18 protein-coding genes are annotated in these 17,994 nt (G+C 70.9%); 10 read left to right on the top strand and 8 right to left on the bottom strand.

All coding sequences use genetic code 11. The features are described 5' to 3' along the window. Window positions 1-148 precede the first annotated feature (148 nt). Complete coding sequence (locus ACH4S8_RS00160; protein WP_398390666.1) at window positions 149-1,153, top strand: ATP-binding cassette domain-containing protein; 1,005 nt, start codon at window positions 149-151, stop codon at window positions 1,151-1,153. Continuing rightward, complete coding sequence (locus ACH4S8_RS00155; RefSeq protein ID WP_398389383.1) at window positions 1,150-1,932, top strand: ABC transporter permease; 783 nt, start codon at window positions 1,150-1,152, stop codon at window positions 1,930-1,932. Before ACH4S8_RS00160 ends, ACH4S8_RS00155 begins: the two co-directional genes overlap by 4 nt. A 148-nt stretch (window positions 1,933-2,080) precedes the next feature. Here ACH4S8_RS00155 and ACH4S8_RS00150 read toward each other — a convergent pair whose 3' ends face one another. Genes ACH4S8_RS00150 through ACH4S8_RS00135 form a run of 4 tightly spaced genes read right to left on the bottom strand, consistent with a single transcriptional unit; the run spans window position 2,081 to window position 6,122 of the window. Then, on the bottom strand, window positions 2,081-2,896 hold the full coding sequence (locus ACH4S8_RS00150) for an ABC transporter permease (RefSeq protein WP_398389381.1): 816 nt from the start codon (window positions 2,894-2,896) through the stop codon (window positions 2,081-2,083). Between the two features lie 10 nt (window positions 2,897-2,906). After that, window positions 2,907-3,797, bottom strand: coding sequence for an ABC transporter permease (locus tag ACH4S8_RS00145; RefSeq protein WP_398389379.1), 891 nt, complete (start codon window positions 3,795-3,797; stop codon window positions 2,907-2,909). A 7-nt stretch (window positions 3,798-3,804) separates the two neighbouring features. Next, window positions 3,805-5,013 (bottom strand): ABC transporter substrate-binding protein, encoded by a 1,209-nt coding sequence (locus ACH4S8_RS00140; RefSeq protein ID WP_398389378.1) that lies wholly within the window; start codon window positions 5,011-5,013, stop codon window positions 3,805-3,807. Window positions 5,014-5,039: 26 nt separating this feature from the next. Further along, entirely contained in the window at window positions 5,040-6,122 is a 1,083-nt protein-coding gene (locus ACH4S8_RS00135; RefSeq protein WP_398389376.1) for an ABC transporter ATP-binding protein, read from the bottom strand. A 122-nt stretch (window positions 6,123-6,244) separates the two neighbouring features. Between ACH4S8_RS00135 and ACH4S8_RS00130 the strand changes: the two genes are divergently transcribed. Both ACH4S8_RS00130 and ACH4S8_RS00125 read left to right on the top strand, forming a co-directional pair. Further along, the gene (locus tag ACH4S8_RS00130) at window positions 6,245-7,060 is read left to right on the top strand and encodes a FadR/GntR family transcriptional regulator (RefSeq protein WP_398389374.1); all 816 of its coding nucleotides are present in this window, start codon (window positions 6,245-6,247) and stop codon (window positions 7,058-7,060) included. Then, window positions 7,020-7,796, top strand: coding sequence for a cache domain-containing protein (locus ACH4S8_RS00125; protein ID WP_398389372.1), 777 nt, complete (start codon window positions 7,020-7,022; stop codon window positions 7,794-7,796). The genes ACH4S8_RS00130 and ACH4S8_RS00125 overlap by 41 nt, the downstream gene beginning before the upstream one ends. A gap of 201 nt (window positions 7,797-7,997) precedes the next feature. Here the strand turns inward: ACH4S8_RS00125 and ACH4S8_RS00120 are convergent, their stop codons facing one another. After that, on the bottom strand, window positions 7,998-8,657 hold the full coding sequence (locus ACH4S8_RS00120) for a hypothetical protein (protein ID WP_398389370.1): 660 nt from the start codon (window positions 8,655-8,657) through the stop codon (window positions 7,998-8,000). A gap of 269 nt (window positions 8,658-8,926) precedes the next feature. On the opposite strand from ACH4S8_RS00120, the gene ACH4S8_RS00115 reads away from it, so the two are divergent. The 3 genes from ACH4S8_RS00115 to ACH4S8_RS00105 are packed head-to-tail and all read left to right on the top strand — an operon-like array spanning window position 8,927 to window position 11,386. Next, a complete protein-coding gene (locus ACH4S8_RS00115; protein WP_398389368.1) occupies window positions 8,927-9,583 on the top strand; it encodes a helix-turn-helix domain-containing protein in 657 nt (218 codons plus the stop codon). A 32-nt stretch (window positions 9,584-9,615) separates the two neighbouring features. After that, window positions 9,616-10,146, top strand: coding sequence for a toxin-antitoxin system, toxin component (locus ACH4S8_RS00110; RefSeq protein ID WP_398390664.1), 531 nt, complete (start codon window positions 9,616-9,618; stop codon window positions 10,144-10,146). 13 nt (window positions 10,147-10,159) lie between these two features. Continuing rightward, window positions 10,160-11,386, top strand: a complete 1,227-nt coding sequence (locus tag ACH4S8_RS00105; RefSeq protein WP_398389367.1) for an MAB_1171c family putative transporter — start codon at window positions 10,160-10,162, stop codon at window positions 11,384-11,386. A gap of 73 nt (window positions 11,387-11,459) precedes the next feature. Here ACH4S8_RS00105 and ACH4S8_RS00100 read toward each other — a convergent pair whose 3' ends face one another. After that, window positions 11,460-12,503: an alpha/beta fold hydrolase gene (locus tag ACH4S8_RS00100; protein ID WP_398389365.1), complete on the bottom strand. Its 1,044-nt coding sequence runs from the start codon at window positions 12,501-12,503 to the stop codon at window positions 11,460-11,462. Between the two features lie 253 nt (window positions 12,504-12,756). Between ACH4S8_RS00100 and ACH4S8_RS00095 the strand changes: the two genes are divergently transcribed. After that, window positions 12,757-12,993 (top strand): hypothetical protein, encoded by a 237-nt coding sequence (locus tag ACH4S8_RS00095; protein WP_398389364.1) that lies wholly within the window; start codon window positions 12,757-12,759, stop codon window positions 12,991-12,993. Window positions 12,994-13,022: 29 nt separating this feature from the next. Here ACH4S8_RS00095 and ACH4S8_RS00090 read toward each other — a convergent pair whose 3' ends face one another. Both ACH4S8_RS00090 and ACH4S8_RS00085 read right to left on the bottom strand, forming a co-directional pair. Next, on the bottom strand, window positions 13,023-13,760 hold the full coding sequence (locus tag ACH4S8_RS00090; protein WP_398389362.1) for a 4'-phosphopantetheinyl transferase: 738 nt from the start codon (window positions 13,758-13,760) through the stop codon (window positions 13,023-13,025). Next, window positions 13,708-14,667 carry a metallophosphoesterase family protein gene (locus tag ACH4S8_RS00085; protein ID WP_398389361.1) on the bottom strand — a complete coding sequence of 320 codons (960 nt, stop codon included), beginning with the start codon at window positions 14,665-14,667 and terminating at the stop codon, window positions 13,708-13,710. Before ACH4S8_RS00085 ends, ACH4S8_RS00090 begins: the two co-directional genes overlap by 53 nt. A 200-nt stretch (window positions 14,668-14,867) precedes the next feature. Here ACH4S8_RS00085 and ACH4S8_RS00080 point away from each other — a divergent pair, with 200 nt between their 5' ends. Together ACH4S8_RS00080 and ACH4S8_RS00075 are read left to right on the top strand one after the other, a co-directional pair. Further along, window positions 14,868-16,085: an ATP-grasp domain-containing protein gene (locus ACH4S8_RS00080; protein ID WP_398389359.1), complete on the top strand. Its 1,218-nt coding sequence runs from the start codon at window positions 14,868-14,870 to the stop codon at window positions 16,083-16,085. 144 nt (window positions 16,086-16,229) lie between these two features. After that, window positions 16,230-17,915 (top strand): carbohydrate binding domain-containing protein, encoded by a 1,686-nt coding sequence (locus ACH4S8_RS00075; RefSeq protein ID WP_398389358.1) that lies wholly within the window; start codon window positions 16,230-16,232, stop codon window positions 17,913-17,915. Window positions 17,916-17,994: the final 79 nt, after the last annotated feature.

Below are 17,994 nucleotides of genomic sequence, written 5' to 3'. Positions count from 1 at the left end.
CGACGCCTCCACGCCGCCGACGCCTCCGCTCCTTCACCGCCTCCGCGCCGCCGGCCCTTCCCTCCGGCCGCCCCCCTCGCGGCTCCTTCTCTTCCGGCACCTCATCCACTCGGCCTCCGAACGGGAGAGCTCCATGCCTTCATCTGTCATGCCCACGCCCAGAATGGCCGGCGATCCGCAGCCGCCCGCCGCCGTCTCCGCCATCGGTCTGCGCAAGGCGTACGGCGACAAGACCGTGCTCGACGGCATCGACCTGCACATCCCGGCCGGCTCCGTCTTCGCGCTGCTCGGACCGAACGGCGCCGGCAAGACCACCACCGTGCAGATCCTGTCCACGCTCATCGCCGCCGACGGCGGGCAGGCCCAGGTCGCGGGCCACGACATCGCCGCCTCACCCGACGGTGTACGCGCCGCGATCGGTGTCACCGGGCAGTTCTCCGCGCTCGACGACCTGCTCACCGCCGAGGAGAACCTGCTCCTCGTGGCCGACCTGTTGCGCCTCGGCAGGCGTGAAGGACGCTTCCGTGCCGAGGAGTTGCTCCAGCGGTTCGGCATCGCGGACGTCGCGGACCAGCGGGCCTCGACCTTCTCCGGCGGCATGCGGCGACGGCTCGACCTCGCCATGACGCTGGTCGGGGACCCCCAGGTGATCTTCCTGGACGAGCCGACGACCGGACTCGACCCGCGCAGCCGCCGCACCATGTGGGACACGGTGCGTTCACTGGTCGCGGGCGGCACCACCGTGTTCCTCACCACCCAATACCTGGAAGAGGCCGACCAGTTGGCCGACCGGATCGCCGTGCTCGACAAGGGCCGGATCGTCGCGGAGGGCTCGGCGGAACAGCTCAAGGCGCAGATCCCCGGCAGCCACGTACGGCTGCGGTTCACCGAGGCCGCCGACTACGAGCGCGCGGCCTCCGTCTTCCCCGGCGCGGCCCGCGACGACGAGGACCTCGCGCTGCGGGTGGCGGGCGACGCCGGTCTCGACGCGCTGCGCGTCCTGCTCGACCGGCTCGACGCCGCCGGCATCAGGGCCGCCGACTTCTCCGTGCACACCCCCGACCTGGACGACGTGTTCCTCGCCCTGACCGGCGACGGCGCCACCGGGTTCGGCACCGGCACCACACCTCAGGTCAAGGAGACCCCGCGATGAGCACCCTCGCCTACGCCGTGCACGACTCGATGACGATGTTGCGGCGCAACCTCAAGCACGCGATCCGGTATCCGAGCGTGTCGCTCGGCGCCGCCATGATGCCGATCCTGATGCTGCTGCTGTTCGTGTACGCCTTCGGGGACTCGATCGGCGCCGGAATGGGCGGCGGCCGGGACGCCTACCTGGAGTATCTGACGCCCGGCATCATCGTCATGGGGGTGGCGGCCGGGGCGATGTCGACCTCGATCGCGGTCTGCTCGGACATGACGCAAGGCATCATCAACCGCTTCCGCACGATGAACATCACCCGTTCCTCGTTCATGACGGGCCATGTCGTCGGCAGCGTCGTCCAGACGATGGTGAGCATGGTCCTGGTCGTCGGGTTCGCGCTCGCCATCGGCTTCCGGTCGGACGCGAGCCCGCTCGAATGGCTCGCCGCCGCCGGTCTCCTCACGGCCATCGCGTTCGCGGTCACCTGGCTCTCGGCGGCACTGGGCCTCGTCTCCAAGACCGTCGAGTCCGCGAGCAACAAGCCGCTGCTGGTCCAGTTCCTGCCGTTCCTCGGCTCCGCCTTCGTGCCGGCCGACTCGATGTCCCCGGGCCTTCGCTGGTTCGCGCAGAACCAGCCGTTCACCCCGATGACCGAGACACTGCGCGGCCTGCTCTCCGGCTCGGCGATCGGCGACAACGGCTGGATCTCGCTCGCCTGGTGCGCCGGCATCAGCCTGGTCGGCTACCTCTGGTCGCGCTCGCTGTTCAACAGCACCACCAAGCGCTGACCGAGCCCGTCCATCGGCCCGCCCCCGGAGGAGCGGCCGGAGCCGGTTCGCGCATACGCCCGAGGGGCGGCCGGAGTCCGTACACGACGGACTCCGGCCGCCCCTCGCCGACGTCGACCGGTCACCCGGCGGTTTCGGCCGAGGCCCGTCAGATCCGGCTCCCGGTGGCGGTGTCCGCGGACAGCCGCTGGGCCGCGTAGATCGGGATCACCGAGAGCAGGACGAGCACGGCGGCCACGACGTTCACGACCGGCGCCTGCTGGGGCCGGGTCATGTTGTTGAAGATCCAGATCGGCAGGGTCTCGATGCCGGGACCGGCGGTGAACGTCGTCACGACGATCTCGTCGAAGGACAGCGCGAACGCGAGCAGTCCGCCGGCCACCAGTGCCGAGCGCACCAGCGGGAAGGTGACGTCGACGAAGGCCCGGAAGGTGTCCGCGCCCAGATCCATCGCCGCTTCCTCGTACGTCCCGGACGTACGGCGCAGTCGTGCCACCACGTTGTTGAAGACGACGACGATGCAGAAGGTCGCGTGGCCGACGATCACGGTGAACATGCCGAGTCCGACGCCGAGCGGTTCGAGCACCGTGCTGAAGGCCGAGTTGAGCGCGATGCCCGTGACGATGCCGGGCAGCGCGATCGGCAGGACGACCACGAAGGAGACGGTGTCCCGGCCGAAGAACCGGTGGCGGGCGACGGCGAAGGCGATCAGCGTGCCCAGCACCAGCGCGATCGCCGTGGCGCCGAGACCGGCCTTGACCGAGACCCACAGGGCCGCGCGGGCCCCCTCGTTCTCCCAGGCGACCGACCACCAGTGGAAGGTGAGCCCGGACGGCGGCCAGCTCGCGCTGCGGTCCCGGTTGAAGGAGTTGACCAGGACGAGCGCGAGCGGCACGTAGATGAACGCGAAGCCGAGCCCGGCGGCGGCGCGCAGCGCGATGCGCGCGGGACGGGAGAGTTGCACAGCGGGCTCCTCAGAGACTGCTCAGGGCGCCCGTGCGGCGCATCGCGAGGAGGTACACCACGATGACCACGACGGGGACCGTGCCGAGCGCGGCGGCCATGGGCAGGTTCAGTTCGATGTTGGAGTAGACGACGTTGCCGATGAGCTGGGTCTTGCCGCCGACGATCTGCACGGTGATGTAGTCGCCGAGGCTGAGCGAGAAGGTGAAGACCGAGCCGGCGGCCACGGACGGCAGGACCATGGGCAGCACCACCGAGCGGAAGGTGCGGGCCGCGCCGGCCCCCAGGTCCGCCGAGGCGTCCAGCAGGTTGGCGGGCAGCTGCTCCAGCGCGGTGTGGATCGGCAGGATCATGTACGGCAGCCAGAGGTAGGTCAGCGCGATGATCGCCGCCACCAGGCCGTACCCGGGCCCGCTCAGTCCGAGGGGCTTCAACACCCAGTCGGCGAGGCCTCCTTGGGAGAGGATCAGCCGCCAGGCGTACACCTTGACGAGATAACTCGCCCACAGCGGCGTGAGGATGGCGACGACGAGCAGCGGGCGCCGCGCGGGCTTGGCGATGCGGGCCGTGTAGAAGGCGATCGGGAACGCGATCACCGCGCACAGGACGGTGACCGCGAGGGCGACACCGATGCTGCGCAGGATGACCTGCCGGTAGACGGGCAGGGTGAAGAGCTGGTGGAAGTTGTCGGTCGACCAGACCTTCACGACCTCGGAGGTGAAGGAGTTCGTCGTCCAGAACGCGGAGACGAACAGCACGGCCAGCGAGCCGAGATAGAGCACCGCCAGCCAGAGCAGGGGTGCGGTCAGCAGCAGGGACAGCCGCAGCCGGGGGCGCCGGTGCAGTGTCCCGGCGAGCCGCCGGACGGGGGAGCGTCCGGCGGCCTGCGCGGTGGTGGTCATCGTCCGGTCAGCCCTTGATCTCGGTCCAGGCCTGGACCCACTTGGCGTACGGGACGCACTTGACGTCGGTGCGGCCGTCGAGGCACTGCTCGATGGGCGTGTTCCAGAACGCGATGTTCTTCCAGTAGCTCTCGTCCGTGGCGTGGAAGGTGTCGCAGAAGGTCTTGTCGCTGGTGTACCGGCACGCCTCGGAGTTGGCGGGCGCCTCACCGAAGTACTCGGCGACCTGGGCGTTCACCTTCGGCGAGATGATCCAGTCCATCCACTTGTAGGCGCAGTTGGGGTGCTTGGCCTTGGCGGAGACCATCCAGGTGTCGGACCAGCCCGTGGAACCCTCCTTGGGCACGACGGCCTTGATCTTGGCCCCCTCGCCGGCCGCGAGGTTGGCGATGACCTGCCAGGTGGTGCCGACCACGGAGTCGCCGCTCTTGAAGGCGGAGATCTCCTTGAGGTAGTCGCTCCAGTACTCCCCCACGTTCGCGTTCTGCTTCTTCAGCAGGTCGACGGCCGCGTCGAACTGCTTCTGGTCGAGGGCGTAGGGGTCCTTGATCTTCAGCTCGGGCCTGGCGGACTTGAGGTAGAGCGCCGCGTCGGCGATGTAGATCGGCGAGTCGTACGCGGTGACGTGGCCCTTGTTCGCCGAGGCGTCGTCGAAGACCGCGGACCAGGAGGTGGGGGCGGGGGTGACCTTCTGGGTGTTGTACATCAGGAGGTTGGCGCCCCGGCCGTGCGGGATGCCGTACATCTGGCCCTTGACGGAGTTCCAGGCGCCCTTCTTCAGGCCGCTGAAGACGTGTCTGTAGTTCGGCACCAGGTCGGTGTTGACCGGGGCCGCGTCGCCCGAGGCGATGAGGCGCAGGGAGGCGTCCCCGGAGGCGGAGACCGCGTCGTACTGGCCGGTCTTCATCAGCTTGACCATCTCGTCCGAGCTGGCGGCCACCTTGGAGTTGACCTGGCAGCCGGTCTGCTTCTCGAAGTCGCCGACCCAGTCGACCTTGGGGTCGTTGGAACCGTCCTCGACGTAGCCGGCCCAGGCGATCAGGTTGACCTGCCCCTCGGTCTTGCCGAGCTTCGACTGCGCCTTGAGGTCGGGCGGGTTGAAGCCGGTGGACGCGGCGGAGCCCGTACCGGACGATCCGCAGGCGGTGGCCGCGAGGAGCACCGCGACGGCGGCGGCGGCCTTGAGGGTTGGGGTGAGGCGCACGGCGTACTCCATACGTGACGGGAAACTGGGCGGGGAAGTCAGCGGGGGTCGGGGACCTGGAAGGCGTGGCGGCGGTGCCACCGGAGCCGGACCCGGGTGCCGCGCAGGGCGGCCACGTCCTCGGAGGAGGTGTCCAGGTTCTGCTGGAGCGCGGTGAGGCGGCCGCCCGCGTCGAGGTCCACCAGGAAGCGGGTGGCGTCGCCGAGATAGACGACCTCGGCGACGGTGCCGGCCGCGGTGGAGTGCTCCGGCTCGGCGACCGCACCGGCACCACCGGCATCGGTGGACTCGGTGGACTCGGCGTCCTCCGCGGACTCCTTGAGCACGCGGATCTTCTCGGGCCGGATGCTGTAGGTGCCCGGGGCGCCGACGATCTGCTCGGCGGACTGCCCGTCGAGCAGGTTGGACGTGCCGACGAAGCCCGCGACGAACGCGGTGGCGGGGCGCTCGTAGATCTCGGCCGGAGTGCCCACCTGTTCGATGCGGCCCTGGTTGAAGACGGCGACGCGGTCGCTCATCGTCAGGGCCTCCTCCTGGTCGTGGGTGACGAACACGAAGGTGATGCCGACCTCGCGCTGGATCGCCTTGAGCTCGACCTGCATCTGCTCGCGGAGCTTGAGGTCGAGGGCGCCGAGGGGCTCGTCGAGCAGCAGGACACGGGGGCGGCCGACCAGCGCCCTGGCGAGGGCGACGCGCTGGCGCTGGCCGCCGGAGAGCTGGCCCGGACGGCGCCGGCCGAACCCTTCGAGACGTACGTCGGCGAGCGCCTTGCGGGCCCGGACCAGCCGCTCGGCCTTGGGCACCTTGCGGACCTTGAGTCCGTAGGCGACGTTCTCCTCGACGGTCATGTGCGGGAACAGGGCGTAGTCCTGGAAGACCGTGTGCACGTCCCGTTCGAACGGGGCGAGACCGGTGACCTCCTGGCCCGCCAGTTCGATCCGGCCCCCGGTCGGGCTCTCGAAGCCGGCGATCATCCTCAGCACGGTCGTCTTGCCCGAGCCGGACGGGCCGAGCATCGAGAAGAACTCGCCGTCGGCTATCTCCAGATCGACTCCGGCCACGGCGGTCGTGTCACCGAACGCCTTGCGCAGGCCCTGGAGCCGGATCGCCTTTGCCTCCATGGGCGGGGAACCTTTCTGGTGCGGAGGTGCGTTGCATCACTGACCGGAAAGATATGAAGCCATAGTTCAAACCTCAAGACCCCTTTAGAGTAAAGGTTGAGTCAACGCACAAGGTGGTGACCGTGAAGCAACACAGGGGCGACGGCGTTCGCAGAGCCGTCTTCACTCCCGTGGACAACCGCGCGCGCGTCGAGACGGTCGTACACCGGATCGGCGACGCCATCGAGCTCGGGCTGCTCGCCGACGGCGAGCAGCTGCCCGGCGAGATGGACCTGGCCGGGCAGCTCGGGGTGTCGACGGTCACCCTGCGCGAGGCCCTGATGGCCCTGCGCCAGCAGGGACTGGTCACCACGCGGCGCGGGCGCGGTGGCGGCAGCTTCGTGTCCCTGCCCGAAGTCCCGGGCGAGGAGCGGCTGTTGGCCCGGCTGGCCGGCTGGAGCACCGAGGAGCTGCGCGACCTGGGCGACCACTGGGCGGCCCTGTCCGGAGCGGCCGCGCGGCTGGCGGCGCAGCGGACGGAACCGGAGGACCTCAGGGCGCTGCGGCGCACCCTGGACGACCTGGCGTCCGCCGAGAACGCCGCCACCCGCAGCCGCGTCTACGGCCGCTTCCACGTCGAGCTCGCCGCGGCGGCGCAGTCCGCCCGGCTGACGCGCGAGCAGGTCGCGCTGCAGACGGAGGTGGGCGCGCTGCTGTGCCTGGTCCTCGGGGACGACGAATATCGTGAAGAAGTCGCGGACCGTCACCACGCCGTAATCTCGGCCGTGCAAGATGGGGCCCACGATTCGGCCAGAGCGCTGGCCGAGCGGTGCGTACAGGACTCGACGGCGCGTCTCATCGACCTCCGCCTCTCGATGCCGCGCACCGTGTCAGGTCCGCGTCCCCTGGAGGGCACCCATGAGCAGCCCCGGCCGGGCCGGCGCGACAGCGACGCTTGACGCCACCGCCGAGGCGGCCGTCGCCACGCAGGTCCGCTGCACGCTGGAGGCCGTGTTCGACACCGTCGCCGAGATCCGGGCCGACGCCACCGCGCTGCTCACCCGCGTCGCCGCCCGGGGCCGCCGCCCCGCGACGGTGGATCTGGCGGCACTGCGCCCGGGGCTGCATCTGCGGCTCACCCGGCAGGAGCTGGTGTCGGGCGCCGGCTTCGTGGCGGCGCCGGGGCTGCTCGGTGACGTACCGGCGTGGCTGGAATGGTGGCAGCAGGGCTCCGACGGGGGCGTACGGCCGCTGCTGCTCGACCTCGATCCGACGCGCTCCGCGTACTCGGACTACACGCACTGGGACTGGTTCGCCCTCCCCCGCGACACGGGGCAGCGCGCGGTCGCGGGGCCGTACGTCGACTACCTCTGCTCCGACGAGTACAGCCTGACGCTGTCCGCGCCGGTCCACGTGGAGGGCCGGTTCGTGGGCGTCGCCGCGGCGGACGTGTACCTGCGGCACTTCGAGGGCGCGGTCGTCCCGCTCCTGCAGCGGCTGCCCGGAGCCGCCTACCTGGTGAACGCCCGGGGCCGGGTGGCCGCGTCGGCCGACCCCGCGCATCTGGCCGGATCCCTCACCAAGGGGCCGGACTTCGCGGGCGTGCTGGCGGCGGCCCGGAGCACGGTCCACGGGAGCATGCGGCTCGTCCCCTGCGACAGCGTGCCCCTCGTCCTGGTGATGCCGGCCGGCTGAACGGCCCGCCCCCGAGGGCATCACGCCGCCCCTCCGGGCCTCCTCCCGCGGGGCGGGGCCCGCCCCGTACACGGCACGCACCGAGCCCCGTCCGTGTCGGGGCACGAACCCGGACGCGGCCCCACGTCGAGGTACGAACCCGAGCGCTCCCACTCCGAGACGCGCACCCGCGGTGCCCACGCCCACAGGGGTCGACGCGCGTCACACGGCGTGAAGCTCCGCCGCGCCGTTGCGCGTCCTGCGTGCCCTGCGCGGTCCGCCCGCCGTCGGCCGGGCCGCCTCGCGCAGCACCAGGGTCATCCGCGAATAGCCCATTTCCCGGAGGGACTTGGGGGTGTCGTCCACGATCCGGCAGTCCGTGCTGCCCCAGCGGGGATCGGGATGGAGCAGCGGGCGCACGGCGCCGTCGTGCTCGACCCCGCGCGGTCCGACCGCCTCGATCCAGTGCGGCAGGCCGTGCCGGTAGGCGGCGTCCATGATCGGGTCCTGGGCGATGTCCCGGCGGATCGCCTGGAGCCCGCGGTCCTGGCCGTTGCGCTCCACCGCCGCGGCGAAGTGCGCGAGCATCGGCAGGCACCAACGCGACTCGTGCTCACCGAGAATCGACCCCGCGTCCGGGTGGAACAGGACGAAGCGCAGGAAGTTGTCGCCCGGCATGGCGGTCGGATGGGCGCCGACACCGTCGAAAAGTGTCTGGAACGCGGCGTTGGACAGCACGACGTCCCAGCGGTGGTCGAACACCACGGAGGGGAAGGGGACAGCCTCGATCAGCGTGGCGCAGTCCTGGAGATACGCCTGCGCTTCGGGACTCTCGGGGACAGGTCGCGGCTGGGACCGCTGCCTTCCTGCCTGGTACGCCATCGGGAGGTCACCCCTCTTGCCTCTGCGGCCTTCACGCGGCGTCCCGATCCTGCTGCCCCGAGGACAGGCGTGTCAACTATCGTGGCATTTGGCGTCTGTTGACGGCTGAATCTCGCCACAGTTGTGGCGAGACCTGGATGTGAGTTCGAGCGACGGGTTACGCTCCGGTTGGTCCCCGGTCTTTCCGCCGGGATGGTTCCTGACCCTCGTGTCCACATGGTTCCCGAACTTCGTGAGAGCCACCTGAGAGAGACGTAGGAGATCTGTCGGTGACGGATGGCTTCGAGGTTCCGTGCGCCACGGCGACGGTACTGCTGCAGGCCGTCGTGGCCAGGGTCACCGCACTCGCCGACCGGCTCGGCGTGCCGAACGCCGAAGTCTTCGACGTCCGGCGGCTGTCGGCCGAGTCCGGCGTCCCCGAACCCGTGGCGAAGGCCCTGCTCAACGGCCGCCCGGCCGGCGAACCCGACCTGCAGGCACGCTTCCTGCAGCGTCTGGACCTGCTGCGCCGCACCCGGCTCAAGCCCAACGGCCGCCGCTACACGCAGCAGGAGATCGCGGACGGTGCCGGCATGTCCCGCCAGCAGGCGGGTGCCCTGATCAACGGCGACCGGCGCCCGACCATGGAGCACTGCGACGCCATCCAGCGCTTCTTCCGGGTGCACGCCGGGTTCCTCACGGCCGAGGACTCCGAAGCGCTCGTGGGCGCCCTCCAGCGGTCGGAGCAGGAACTCCTGCAGCGGCTCGCCGACCGCGAGCGCGCCGCGGTCTCCGTCGCCCACGATCCGCTCGACCGGCTGCTCCTCGACCACGGTGTCCGCGGGATCGCCTGGCGGGCCGCGCAGTTGCCCACCGACCAGCACCGGGACAAAGTCGCGGAATGGCTGGACATGCTCCTGGAGAGCGTCAAACGGCCAGAGTCGTGAGCCGGGGGAGATCAGTGGGCATCGGAAGGGAAATGCGCCGCCTGTGCGGCGAGCTGGTCTCGGAGCTCTCGCTCCCGGCGCCGGCGGCACCCACCGACCTCTACACCGCGCTGTGCGGCGCGATGAGCAGGCGCCGCGGCCGTCCCGTCCAGTTCCGTACGGCCGCCTTCCCGCCCGGCACCGCCAGCGGCCTGTGGCTCGACATGGCCGAACAGGACCTGGTCGTCATCGAGGAACGCACCGCGCCCGATCACCAGTTGGTCATCCTCGGCCACGAACTGTGGCACATGAAGGCCGGGCACTGCAGCCATCACGTCGACGGCGCGGCCGTCGCGGCGCGCTTACTCGGCGACGGAGCGGACCTGCAGGCCACTGTCCTGAAAGTGGCGGCACGCACCCGCTTCGACCTCGCCGACGAGAAGGAGGCCGAGAGCTTCGGTCTCCTCCTCGCCAGCAAGTGCCGTACCTGGCTGGCCGGTTCCTCCCTGCGCGGCCCGGTGCAGCGGCACGGCCTGGCCGGCCGCATCGAAGCTTCCCTGGGCTGTCGCGGGCCGCGAGGCTGAAGGTCCCGCGGCCATGGACGGATCCAGCTACTACATCCCGGCCGTCGCCATGGGCGCGGCGATCGCGTTCAAGGGCCCCTCCCTGCTGCGCGGCTGGCGCGACCCGCTGCTGCGCTCCGTCGGCGTCCTCCTCGCCCTCGCGGGCCTGGTGTTCCTCTTCGCGGCCCCGCCGACCATCGCCGCGGTCAACGACCTCACCGGGATACCCAATGTCTCGGCCCCGCTCGTCTACTGCCTGCTGAGCGGCTACAGCGCCTCGTGTCTGGTATTGATCATCAACTGGCGCGGCGGCCCGCCCGAGGTGACCCGGCGGCTCTCACGCCGCTGGATCCTCGGATACACCGTGGTCGGCGTGGCGCTGATCGTCCTGTTCGCCCTCGGGGACGCCCCCGAGGAACGGCTGCGCGACCTCGACACGTACTACGCCAACACCCCTTTCATCCGCGAGATGATCGTGCTCTACCTCGCGTCGCTCACCGTCGCCGGTGTCGCGATGAACGTCATGTGCTGGCGCTGGGCGATCCAGGTCCAGGGCCGGCTGCGCGCCGGACTGGTGATCATCGCTTTCGGATCGCTGTGCAACATCCCTTATTCCGCGGCCAAGTTCACCGCCGTGGTCGCCCGCTGGAACCACACGGACCTGGACGGCCTCAGCACCAATGCGGCCCCGCTGCTCGCGTCGGCCGGGGCCCAGATCACCGCCGTCGGCTTCTGCCTCCCCCTTGCCTGGCGGCGTATCGAGGACAGCTGGAAGACCTGGTCGACCTATCGCCGGCTCGGGCCGTTGTGGCGCGAGCTGAAACCGGTCTCCGTGCCGGAGGACCGCGCGGTGCGGATGTCCTGGTGGTCGCCCGCCGAACTCCAGGTCACCCAGCGCGAGTCCGACATCCATGACGGCATGCTGAGTCTCTACCCCTACTTCGACTCCGAGGTGCGCTCGCGGGCGTACGGCGCCGCGGTCGCCGCGGGCTCCTCCGCCGCCGAGGCGCACGCCGAGGCCGACGCCGCGATGGTGACGGTCGCGGTGCGGGCCCGGGCCGCCGACCCGGAGGGCCGGGTCATCAGCTCGGCGGAGGCGGCGGACGCCCCGCCCGCGACCGGATCCGCGTTCGCGTACACCGACGGGCAGCGCGACCTCGTGCGCATGTCCATCGCGCTGCGCCGTTCGCCCGTCGTCGCGGCGGCCCGGGGCCGGACACCGGCCGGACCGGGTCCGGGCGCCCGCGAACGGACGGGCTGACCCCACCGGGCACTCCCGGCCGGGGCCTCGGAGGTGCCCCGGCCTGAACACCGGCGGCACCCCCGTCGGGACCTCAGGTCGCGCTGCGCTCGCTCGCCTCGCGCAGATCCCGCTCCGCCGCCCGGCTCCGGGCGGTGTCGGGCTGCCCCGCCGCCGTGCCCGGACGACCGGCGCGCAGCAGTTGCCGCCACGTCTCCCGGCTCCAGTCGGCCGGACCGGTGGTGGCCGTGAACTCCTCGACCAGGGCGAGGAAGCGCGCCGGATCGCTGTGGAAGGGGAAGTGTCCCGCTCCCTCGAAGATCTCCAGCCGGCTGCCCGGCATCGCCTCGTGGGCCCCGTAGGCGTGCCGCACCGGCACCACACTGTCCCGGTCGCCCCACAGCAGCATGGTGGGCATGCCCTCGGTGAGATAGCAGCGGTCGAGCATGGTGACCGCCTGGCCGCGCCAGTCGACCACCGCCCGCAGCGTCCGGATGAACGCGCTGCGCGAGGTCGCGTCGGGCAGCGCGTCCACGAGGTTCACCAACTCCGGCGCGTCCTGGGCCAGATCGGTGTCGAGCAGGCGCATCAGACGGAGGAAGAGGCCCACGTGGACCCGCATGCCGGGCAGTCGCAGCAGGGAGAGCAACAGATGGGCGCCCGGCAGCGACACGGCCCGCAGGACGGGGTTGACCTCGCCGCCCACACCGCCCGCGCTGACCAGGATCAACCGGTCGGTCCGCTCGGGGAACTGGTAGGCGAACTGCATCGCCACTCCCCCGCCCAGCGAATGCCCGACCAGCGTGGCGGACTCGATGTCGAGCGTGGCCAGCAGGTCGCGCACCCCGTTGGCGTACGCGGCCACCGAGTAGTCGGCGCGCGGCTTGTCGGACGCGCCGTGGCCCAGCAGGTCGGGCGCGATCACGGTGTGGGTGCGGGCGAGGTCCGGGATCAGGTCCGCCCAGGTCGCGGAGGAGTCCCCGATACCGTGGATCAGGACGAGCGCCGGGCCCTCCCCCGCCATCCGGTAGGCGCGCCGGTAGCCGTGCACGACACGGTGCTGCAGACGCAGTTCTCCGTCACCGACCGAACGCAGCCGCGGGGTGCGCCGCGGCTGCCGAGGCTGTACGTCGACCACGGGCCGACCTCCCGTTCCCAGGCCGCCGCGAAGGCGGCTGTCGAACCGCCGCAAGGGCGGCCCCGGGGCCGTCCGGCAGGCGGCCCCGGCTCTTCTCTTCAGCGTAGGGCCCCTGTTCCACCTGGGGTTTCCGTGAGGTTTCGCCTCCGCTAAGCGGGCGAACCTCCGTGGACCGAAACCGGATTGTCAGTGGCGGACGGCAAGCTGGGGTCAGGAGCAGTGTCACGACCCGCCGACCGGAAAGAGCCGTCCGATGCCGACCGCCGTACTGACCGACCGTGAACGCGCCGCCGTGCAGGCCTACCTCCGGCTCCTCCAGACGGTACGAGCGGCTTTCGACGGCCCGCCGGACGACGGACGACCACCCGTGGTCCCGCCCGCCGTCCTCGCCGAGACGGAACGGGCCCTGAAGGCGGCGGGCCTCGCGGGCAACGAGGACGCGTTCTTCGGACTGCTGCACTCCTGGTGCCCGGAACCGGACCGGCCCTGAGAAGGAGCCCGAGCGGCGCCCGTGCCCCTTCAGGCCTCGGACCCGGAACCCGGAACCGCCCCGGAAGCCGGACCGGGCGTGGAGCACGGAACCGTGACCGTCGTCGCGACCAGACCGTGGCGGACGGTCCAGCGTCCGGTGAAGGTCCGGACGCGAACGCCGTCCACGACGGGCCCCGGGACCAGGAGCCGGGCGCGCAGACCGCCGGTGGGAGCGCCGGCGGCGGGTGCCGGATCGAGGGTGATGTCGATGTCCGCCTCGGAGAAGTCGAGCCACTGGCCGGTCAGCGGGAACCACGCCTTGTAGACCGACTCCTTCGCGCTGAACAGGAGCCGGTCCCAGTGGACGGCCGGCGCCTGGGCGCCCAGGCGGTCCAGGCGGTCCGCCTCACCGGGCAGGGCGACGGCCTCCAGGACGTCGTCGGGGAGCGCCAGATGGGGTTCGGCGTCGATGCCGAGGGAGGCCAGTTCGCCGGCCCGGACGAGCGCGGCGGCGGCGTAGCCCTCGCAGTGCGTCATGCTGCCGATGACACCCGCCGGCCACCGCGGGGCTCCGCGTTCGCCCGGCAGCACGGGCCCCGGCGCCACCCCCAGCTTTTCCATCGCACGCCGCGCGCAGACGCGTACGGAGGCGAACTCGCGGCGCCGCTTGCTCACGGCGCGGCTCACGACCGCCAGTTCCTCGGGGTACAGACTCGCTTCCCCGGCCCCGTCGTCACCGTGGCTCTCCACGGCCACCACCGACTCCGGAAGCAGTTCCTCCATCACCGGTTGTGACCTCCATCGGCAGAATGCGGCGCAGCGCACCGGGCGGTCCCGGTCGCTTCCGCCATTCTCGCGGATAGCCCACCGACACCTCCTCGAACCGGACACCCTCGTGCCGGGTGGTCCGGGGGATGTGCAGATGCCCGTAGACCATGGTCTCGACGCGGAACCTGCGGTGCCAGTCGGCGGTCGCCGCCGTGCCGCACCACATGGCGAACTCGGGGTGCCACAGGATGTCCATCGGGTGCCGGTGCAGGGGGTAGTGGTTCACCGGGATGACCGGCAGACCGTCCGGAACCGCGGCGAGTCTGCGCTCGGTCTCGGCCACCCGGGCCCGGCACCAGGCCTCGCGGCTCGGATACGGGTCGGGGTGCAGCAGGTACTCGTCCGTGCACACGATGCCGGTCTCCTGGGCGTACGCGAGCCCCTCCTCCTTGGTGGTGCAGCCCTGCGGCAGGAAGGTGTAGTCGTAGAGCAGGAAGAGCGGCGCGACGACGGCGGGGCCGCCCGGGCCGTTCCAGACGGGATAGGGGTCCTCGGGAGTGACGACGCCCAACTCCCGGCACAGGGAAACCAGATGCTCGTAGCGGGCCACGCCGCGCAGTTGGACCGGGTCCTTGGGATGGGTCCACAGTTCATGGTTGCCCGGGACCCAGACGACCTTGTGGAAGCGGTCGCCGAGCGTCTCGAGGGTCCACCGGACGTCCTCGACGGTCTCGGCGATGTCACCGGCCACCAGGAGCCAGTCCCGGTCCGTCTCCGGGCGCATGTTCTCGACCAGGGCGCGGTTCTCGTCGTAGCCGATGTGCAGGTCGCTGATGGCCAACAGGTTTCCGGCACCGCTGTCTGTCGGCCGCACGCGCCACCCCCGGTAGAAAGCGAATACCGACACAACAACACACGAGCCCATGGGGGTACAAGGAGGCCCGGTGGGCGGGGCGGCGAATCCGTAACATCCCCGTAGCAGCACCAAGGGCCCGCGACCCTTATGATCGCCCCAACACCACCGCTCGAATCTGCTTTGGCGTGCGACGGCTCGGTGTACCTCCCCTACCCCTGGCCGGGCCCGGCCCGCTCCGCCGTGCCCGCAAACCGTGAATGGTGGCTTGCATGGGCTCCCGCGTACGCGTCTGGCTCAACCGCACGTACGCGGAGAACGTGTTCTTCATGGACCAGCTGCGAAATAACCCGCAGCACCGCGCGGTCGAGATCCACGCCACCCACGGCGACGCCGACTCTCCCGTCCTGGCCGCCGCCGACACCGCCGAACCGGAGCCCGAGGGCCTGTCTCCGCGCGCCTATGTCGAGTACGCCCTCGACATGTGCGCGCGCCGCTCCGTCGACGTGTTCGTGCCGGTCCTGCACCAGGACGCGATCGTGGCGCAGCGCGCCGAGTTCGCGGCGCTCGGCACGGCGCTGCTGGCGCCGCCGGCGGAGGCGGTCGCCGTCTTCCACGACAAGGTTGTCGCGTACCAGGCCGTGGAGGCCGTGGGCATTCCGGTTCCGCCGTGGTACCGGGTGCGCACGGCCGAGGAACTGATATCCGCGGTGGAGGAGTTGGAGGCCGCGGGCCAGCGGGCCTGCTTCAAGCCGGCGTCCGGTGCGGGCGGAGTGGGCTTCCGGGTGATCACCCGCACCCCGTTCTCCCTCATGCACCTGAGCGGCTTCCCCAGCGCGTACGTGCCGCTGGATCTGGTCGTGGAGGCGCTGCGCACGGCCGAGGAGCCCGTCGACTGGCTGGTCATGCCGCACCTCGGACAGCCGGAGGTGTCGGTGGACTGCCTCACCGGGCCGGACGGCCGGGTGCGCATGGCCATCGGCCGCACCAAGAACGGCCGGCGTCGCGGATTCACCCTCGACGACGCCTGGATCGAGCCCGCCCGGCTGCTCGCCGAGGCGTTCGGGCTGCACTATCTGTCCAACATCCAGTTCCGCATGTACGGCGACGAGCCGGTGCTGATGGACGTGAACACGCGTCCGGCGGGCGGGCTGCACCAGACCGCCCAGTGCGGGGTCAACGCCCCTTGGGCTGCTGTGCAGTTGGCGCTGGGCGAGGAGACGGGCGACGTGGTTCCGCCGTTCCTCGGACCCGACTACACCGTGGTCGCGGGGCCGCGTCCGGTGCTTTCGGTGTCGCTGCCGGCGCAGCGCACGGACGCGGGCGTGCCCACCCTGTCCGCGATGCCGGCGCAGGCCATGGAGTCCGCGTCCGCACCGGCCGAGGCGACCGCCTCCGCCGTTCCCGCCCAGACCGCCTCCGCCCAGGCCGCCTCCGCCATTGCCGCCCAGGCCTCCGCGCCCGCCACCGCGGCGGTCGCCCCGGCCTAGTCCGGCCCACCCCCTTTACCGGCTTTACCGGTCTGGACCAATTCCCGCGCAGTGTCTTGACAGCGGGATTGGTCCATACCAACTTGGTTGCGCACCTCTCTGCACTCCCGAACACCCCCATATCTCCAGGGAGATCGCGTGCGCATGACCATGCTCAGACGTTCCAGACATCGTTTCCTCGCCCTGCTGGGCACGGCCGCGCTGGCCCTCGCCGGCGCTGTCGCCCTGCCGGGTACGGCCGAGGCGGCCAACATCCTGACCAATCCCGGCTTCGAGACCGGCAGCCTCTCCCCCTGGTCCTGCTCCGGCAACCTGGGCTCGATCGTCTCCAGCCCCGTGCACGGGGGCTCCAAAGCCCTTGCGGGGGCGGCGAGTTCGAGCGACAACGCACAGTGCACCCAGACCGTCTCGGTCCAGCCGAACACCACGTACAGCCTCTCCGGCTGGGTGCGCGGCAGCTACGTCTACCTCGGTGTGGACGGCGGTGCCTCGAACTGGACGACGTCCCCTTCGGCGTACAGCCGGCTCACCGTCTCCTTCACCACCGGCGCCTCGCAGACCAGCGCCAAGATCTACGTCCACGGCTGGTACGCGCAGGGCACCTACTACGCCGACGACATCAGCCTGGACGGTCCCGGCGGCGGTGGCGGCGGGACCGACACCCAGGCGCCGACCGCGCCCACGGGCCTGACCTCCACCGGCAAGAGTTCCTCCAGCGTGTCCCTGTCGTGGGGCGCGTCGAGCGACAACGTCGGCGTCACCGCGTACGACATCTACAGCGGCTCCAACCAGGTGCTCAGCGTCTCGGGGACGAGTGCCACGGTCAGCGGACTGTCCGCGAGCACCGCGTACTCCTTCACCGTCAAGGCGCGGGACGCGGCCGGGAACACCTCGGCGGCCTCCAACTCCGTGAGCGTCACCACGGACGCGGGCGGCGGGGGCGGCACCGGCTTCAAGCAGGCCGCTCCCTATCTGTACGAGGGCTGGGGCGACCCCCCGAACCCGACCACGGTGATGAGCGCGACCGGGATCAAGTGGTTCACGATGGCGTTCGTGCTCGACTCCGGCGGCTGCACCCCGGCCTGGGACGGCAGCAGGGCGCTGACCGGCGGCGTCGACCAGACGGCCATCAACCAGATCCGTTCCGCGGGCGGTGACGTCGTCCCGTCGTTCGGCGGCTGGCAGGGCAGCAAGCTCGGCGCCAACTGCTCCTCGGCGAGCGCGCTCGCCGATGCGCTCCAGAAGGTGATCTCGGCCTACAACCTCAAGGCCATCGACATGGACATCGAGAACACCGACGAGTTCGAGAACGAGGCCGTCCAGGCGAAGATCCTGACCGCGCTGAAGACCGTCAAGGCCAACAACCCCGGCCTCAAGACGATCGTCACCTTCGGCACCTCGACGACCGGCCCGACCTACTACGGCAACCGGCTCATCGAGCAGGCGCAGTCCCTGAACGCCAACATCGACGTCTTCACCATCATGCCGTTCGACTTCGGCGGCGGCTCCGACATGTACGGCAACACGGTCAACGCCGCCGAGGGGCTGAAGACCAAGCTGAAGTCGACCTTCGGCTGGGACGACGCGACGGCGTACTCGCACATCGGCATCTCCGGCATGAACGGCCTGTCCGACCAGCAGGAGAACACGACCCCGGCCATCTGGACCTCGATCCGTGACTGGGCGAACAACCACCACATCGCCCGGCTCGCCTACTGGTCGGTCAACCGCGACCGGTCCTGCCCCGGGGGCGGCGTGGTGAGCAACTGCTCCGGCATCAGCCAGAGCACCTGGCAGTTCACGTCGATCACGGCCGGCTTCACGGGCTGACGCCGACGCGAGCGGACCAAAAGCGGTGGGCCGCCCGGGACTTGATCCGGGCGGCCCATCGCCGCGTGCACGTACGCCG

The sequence above is a fragment of the Streptomyces sp. NPDC021080 genome (genome assembly GCF_044333225.1).
Classification (GTDB): Bacteria; Actinomycetota; Actinomycetes; order Streptomycetales; family Streptomycetaceae; genus Streptomyces.
Note: the sequence above shows the minus strand (reverse complement) of the source record. Positions and strands in the feature narration are given on the sequence as shown.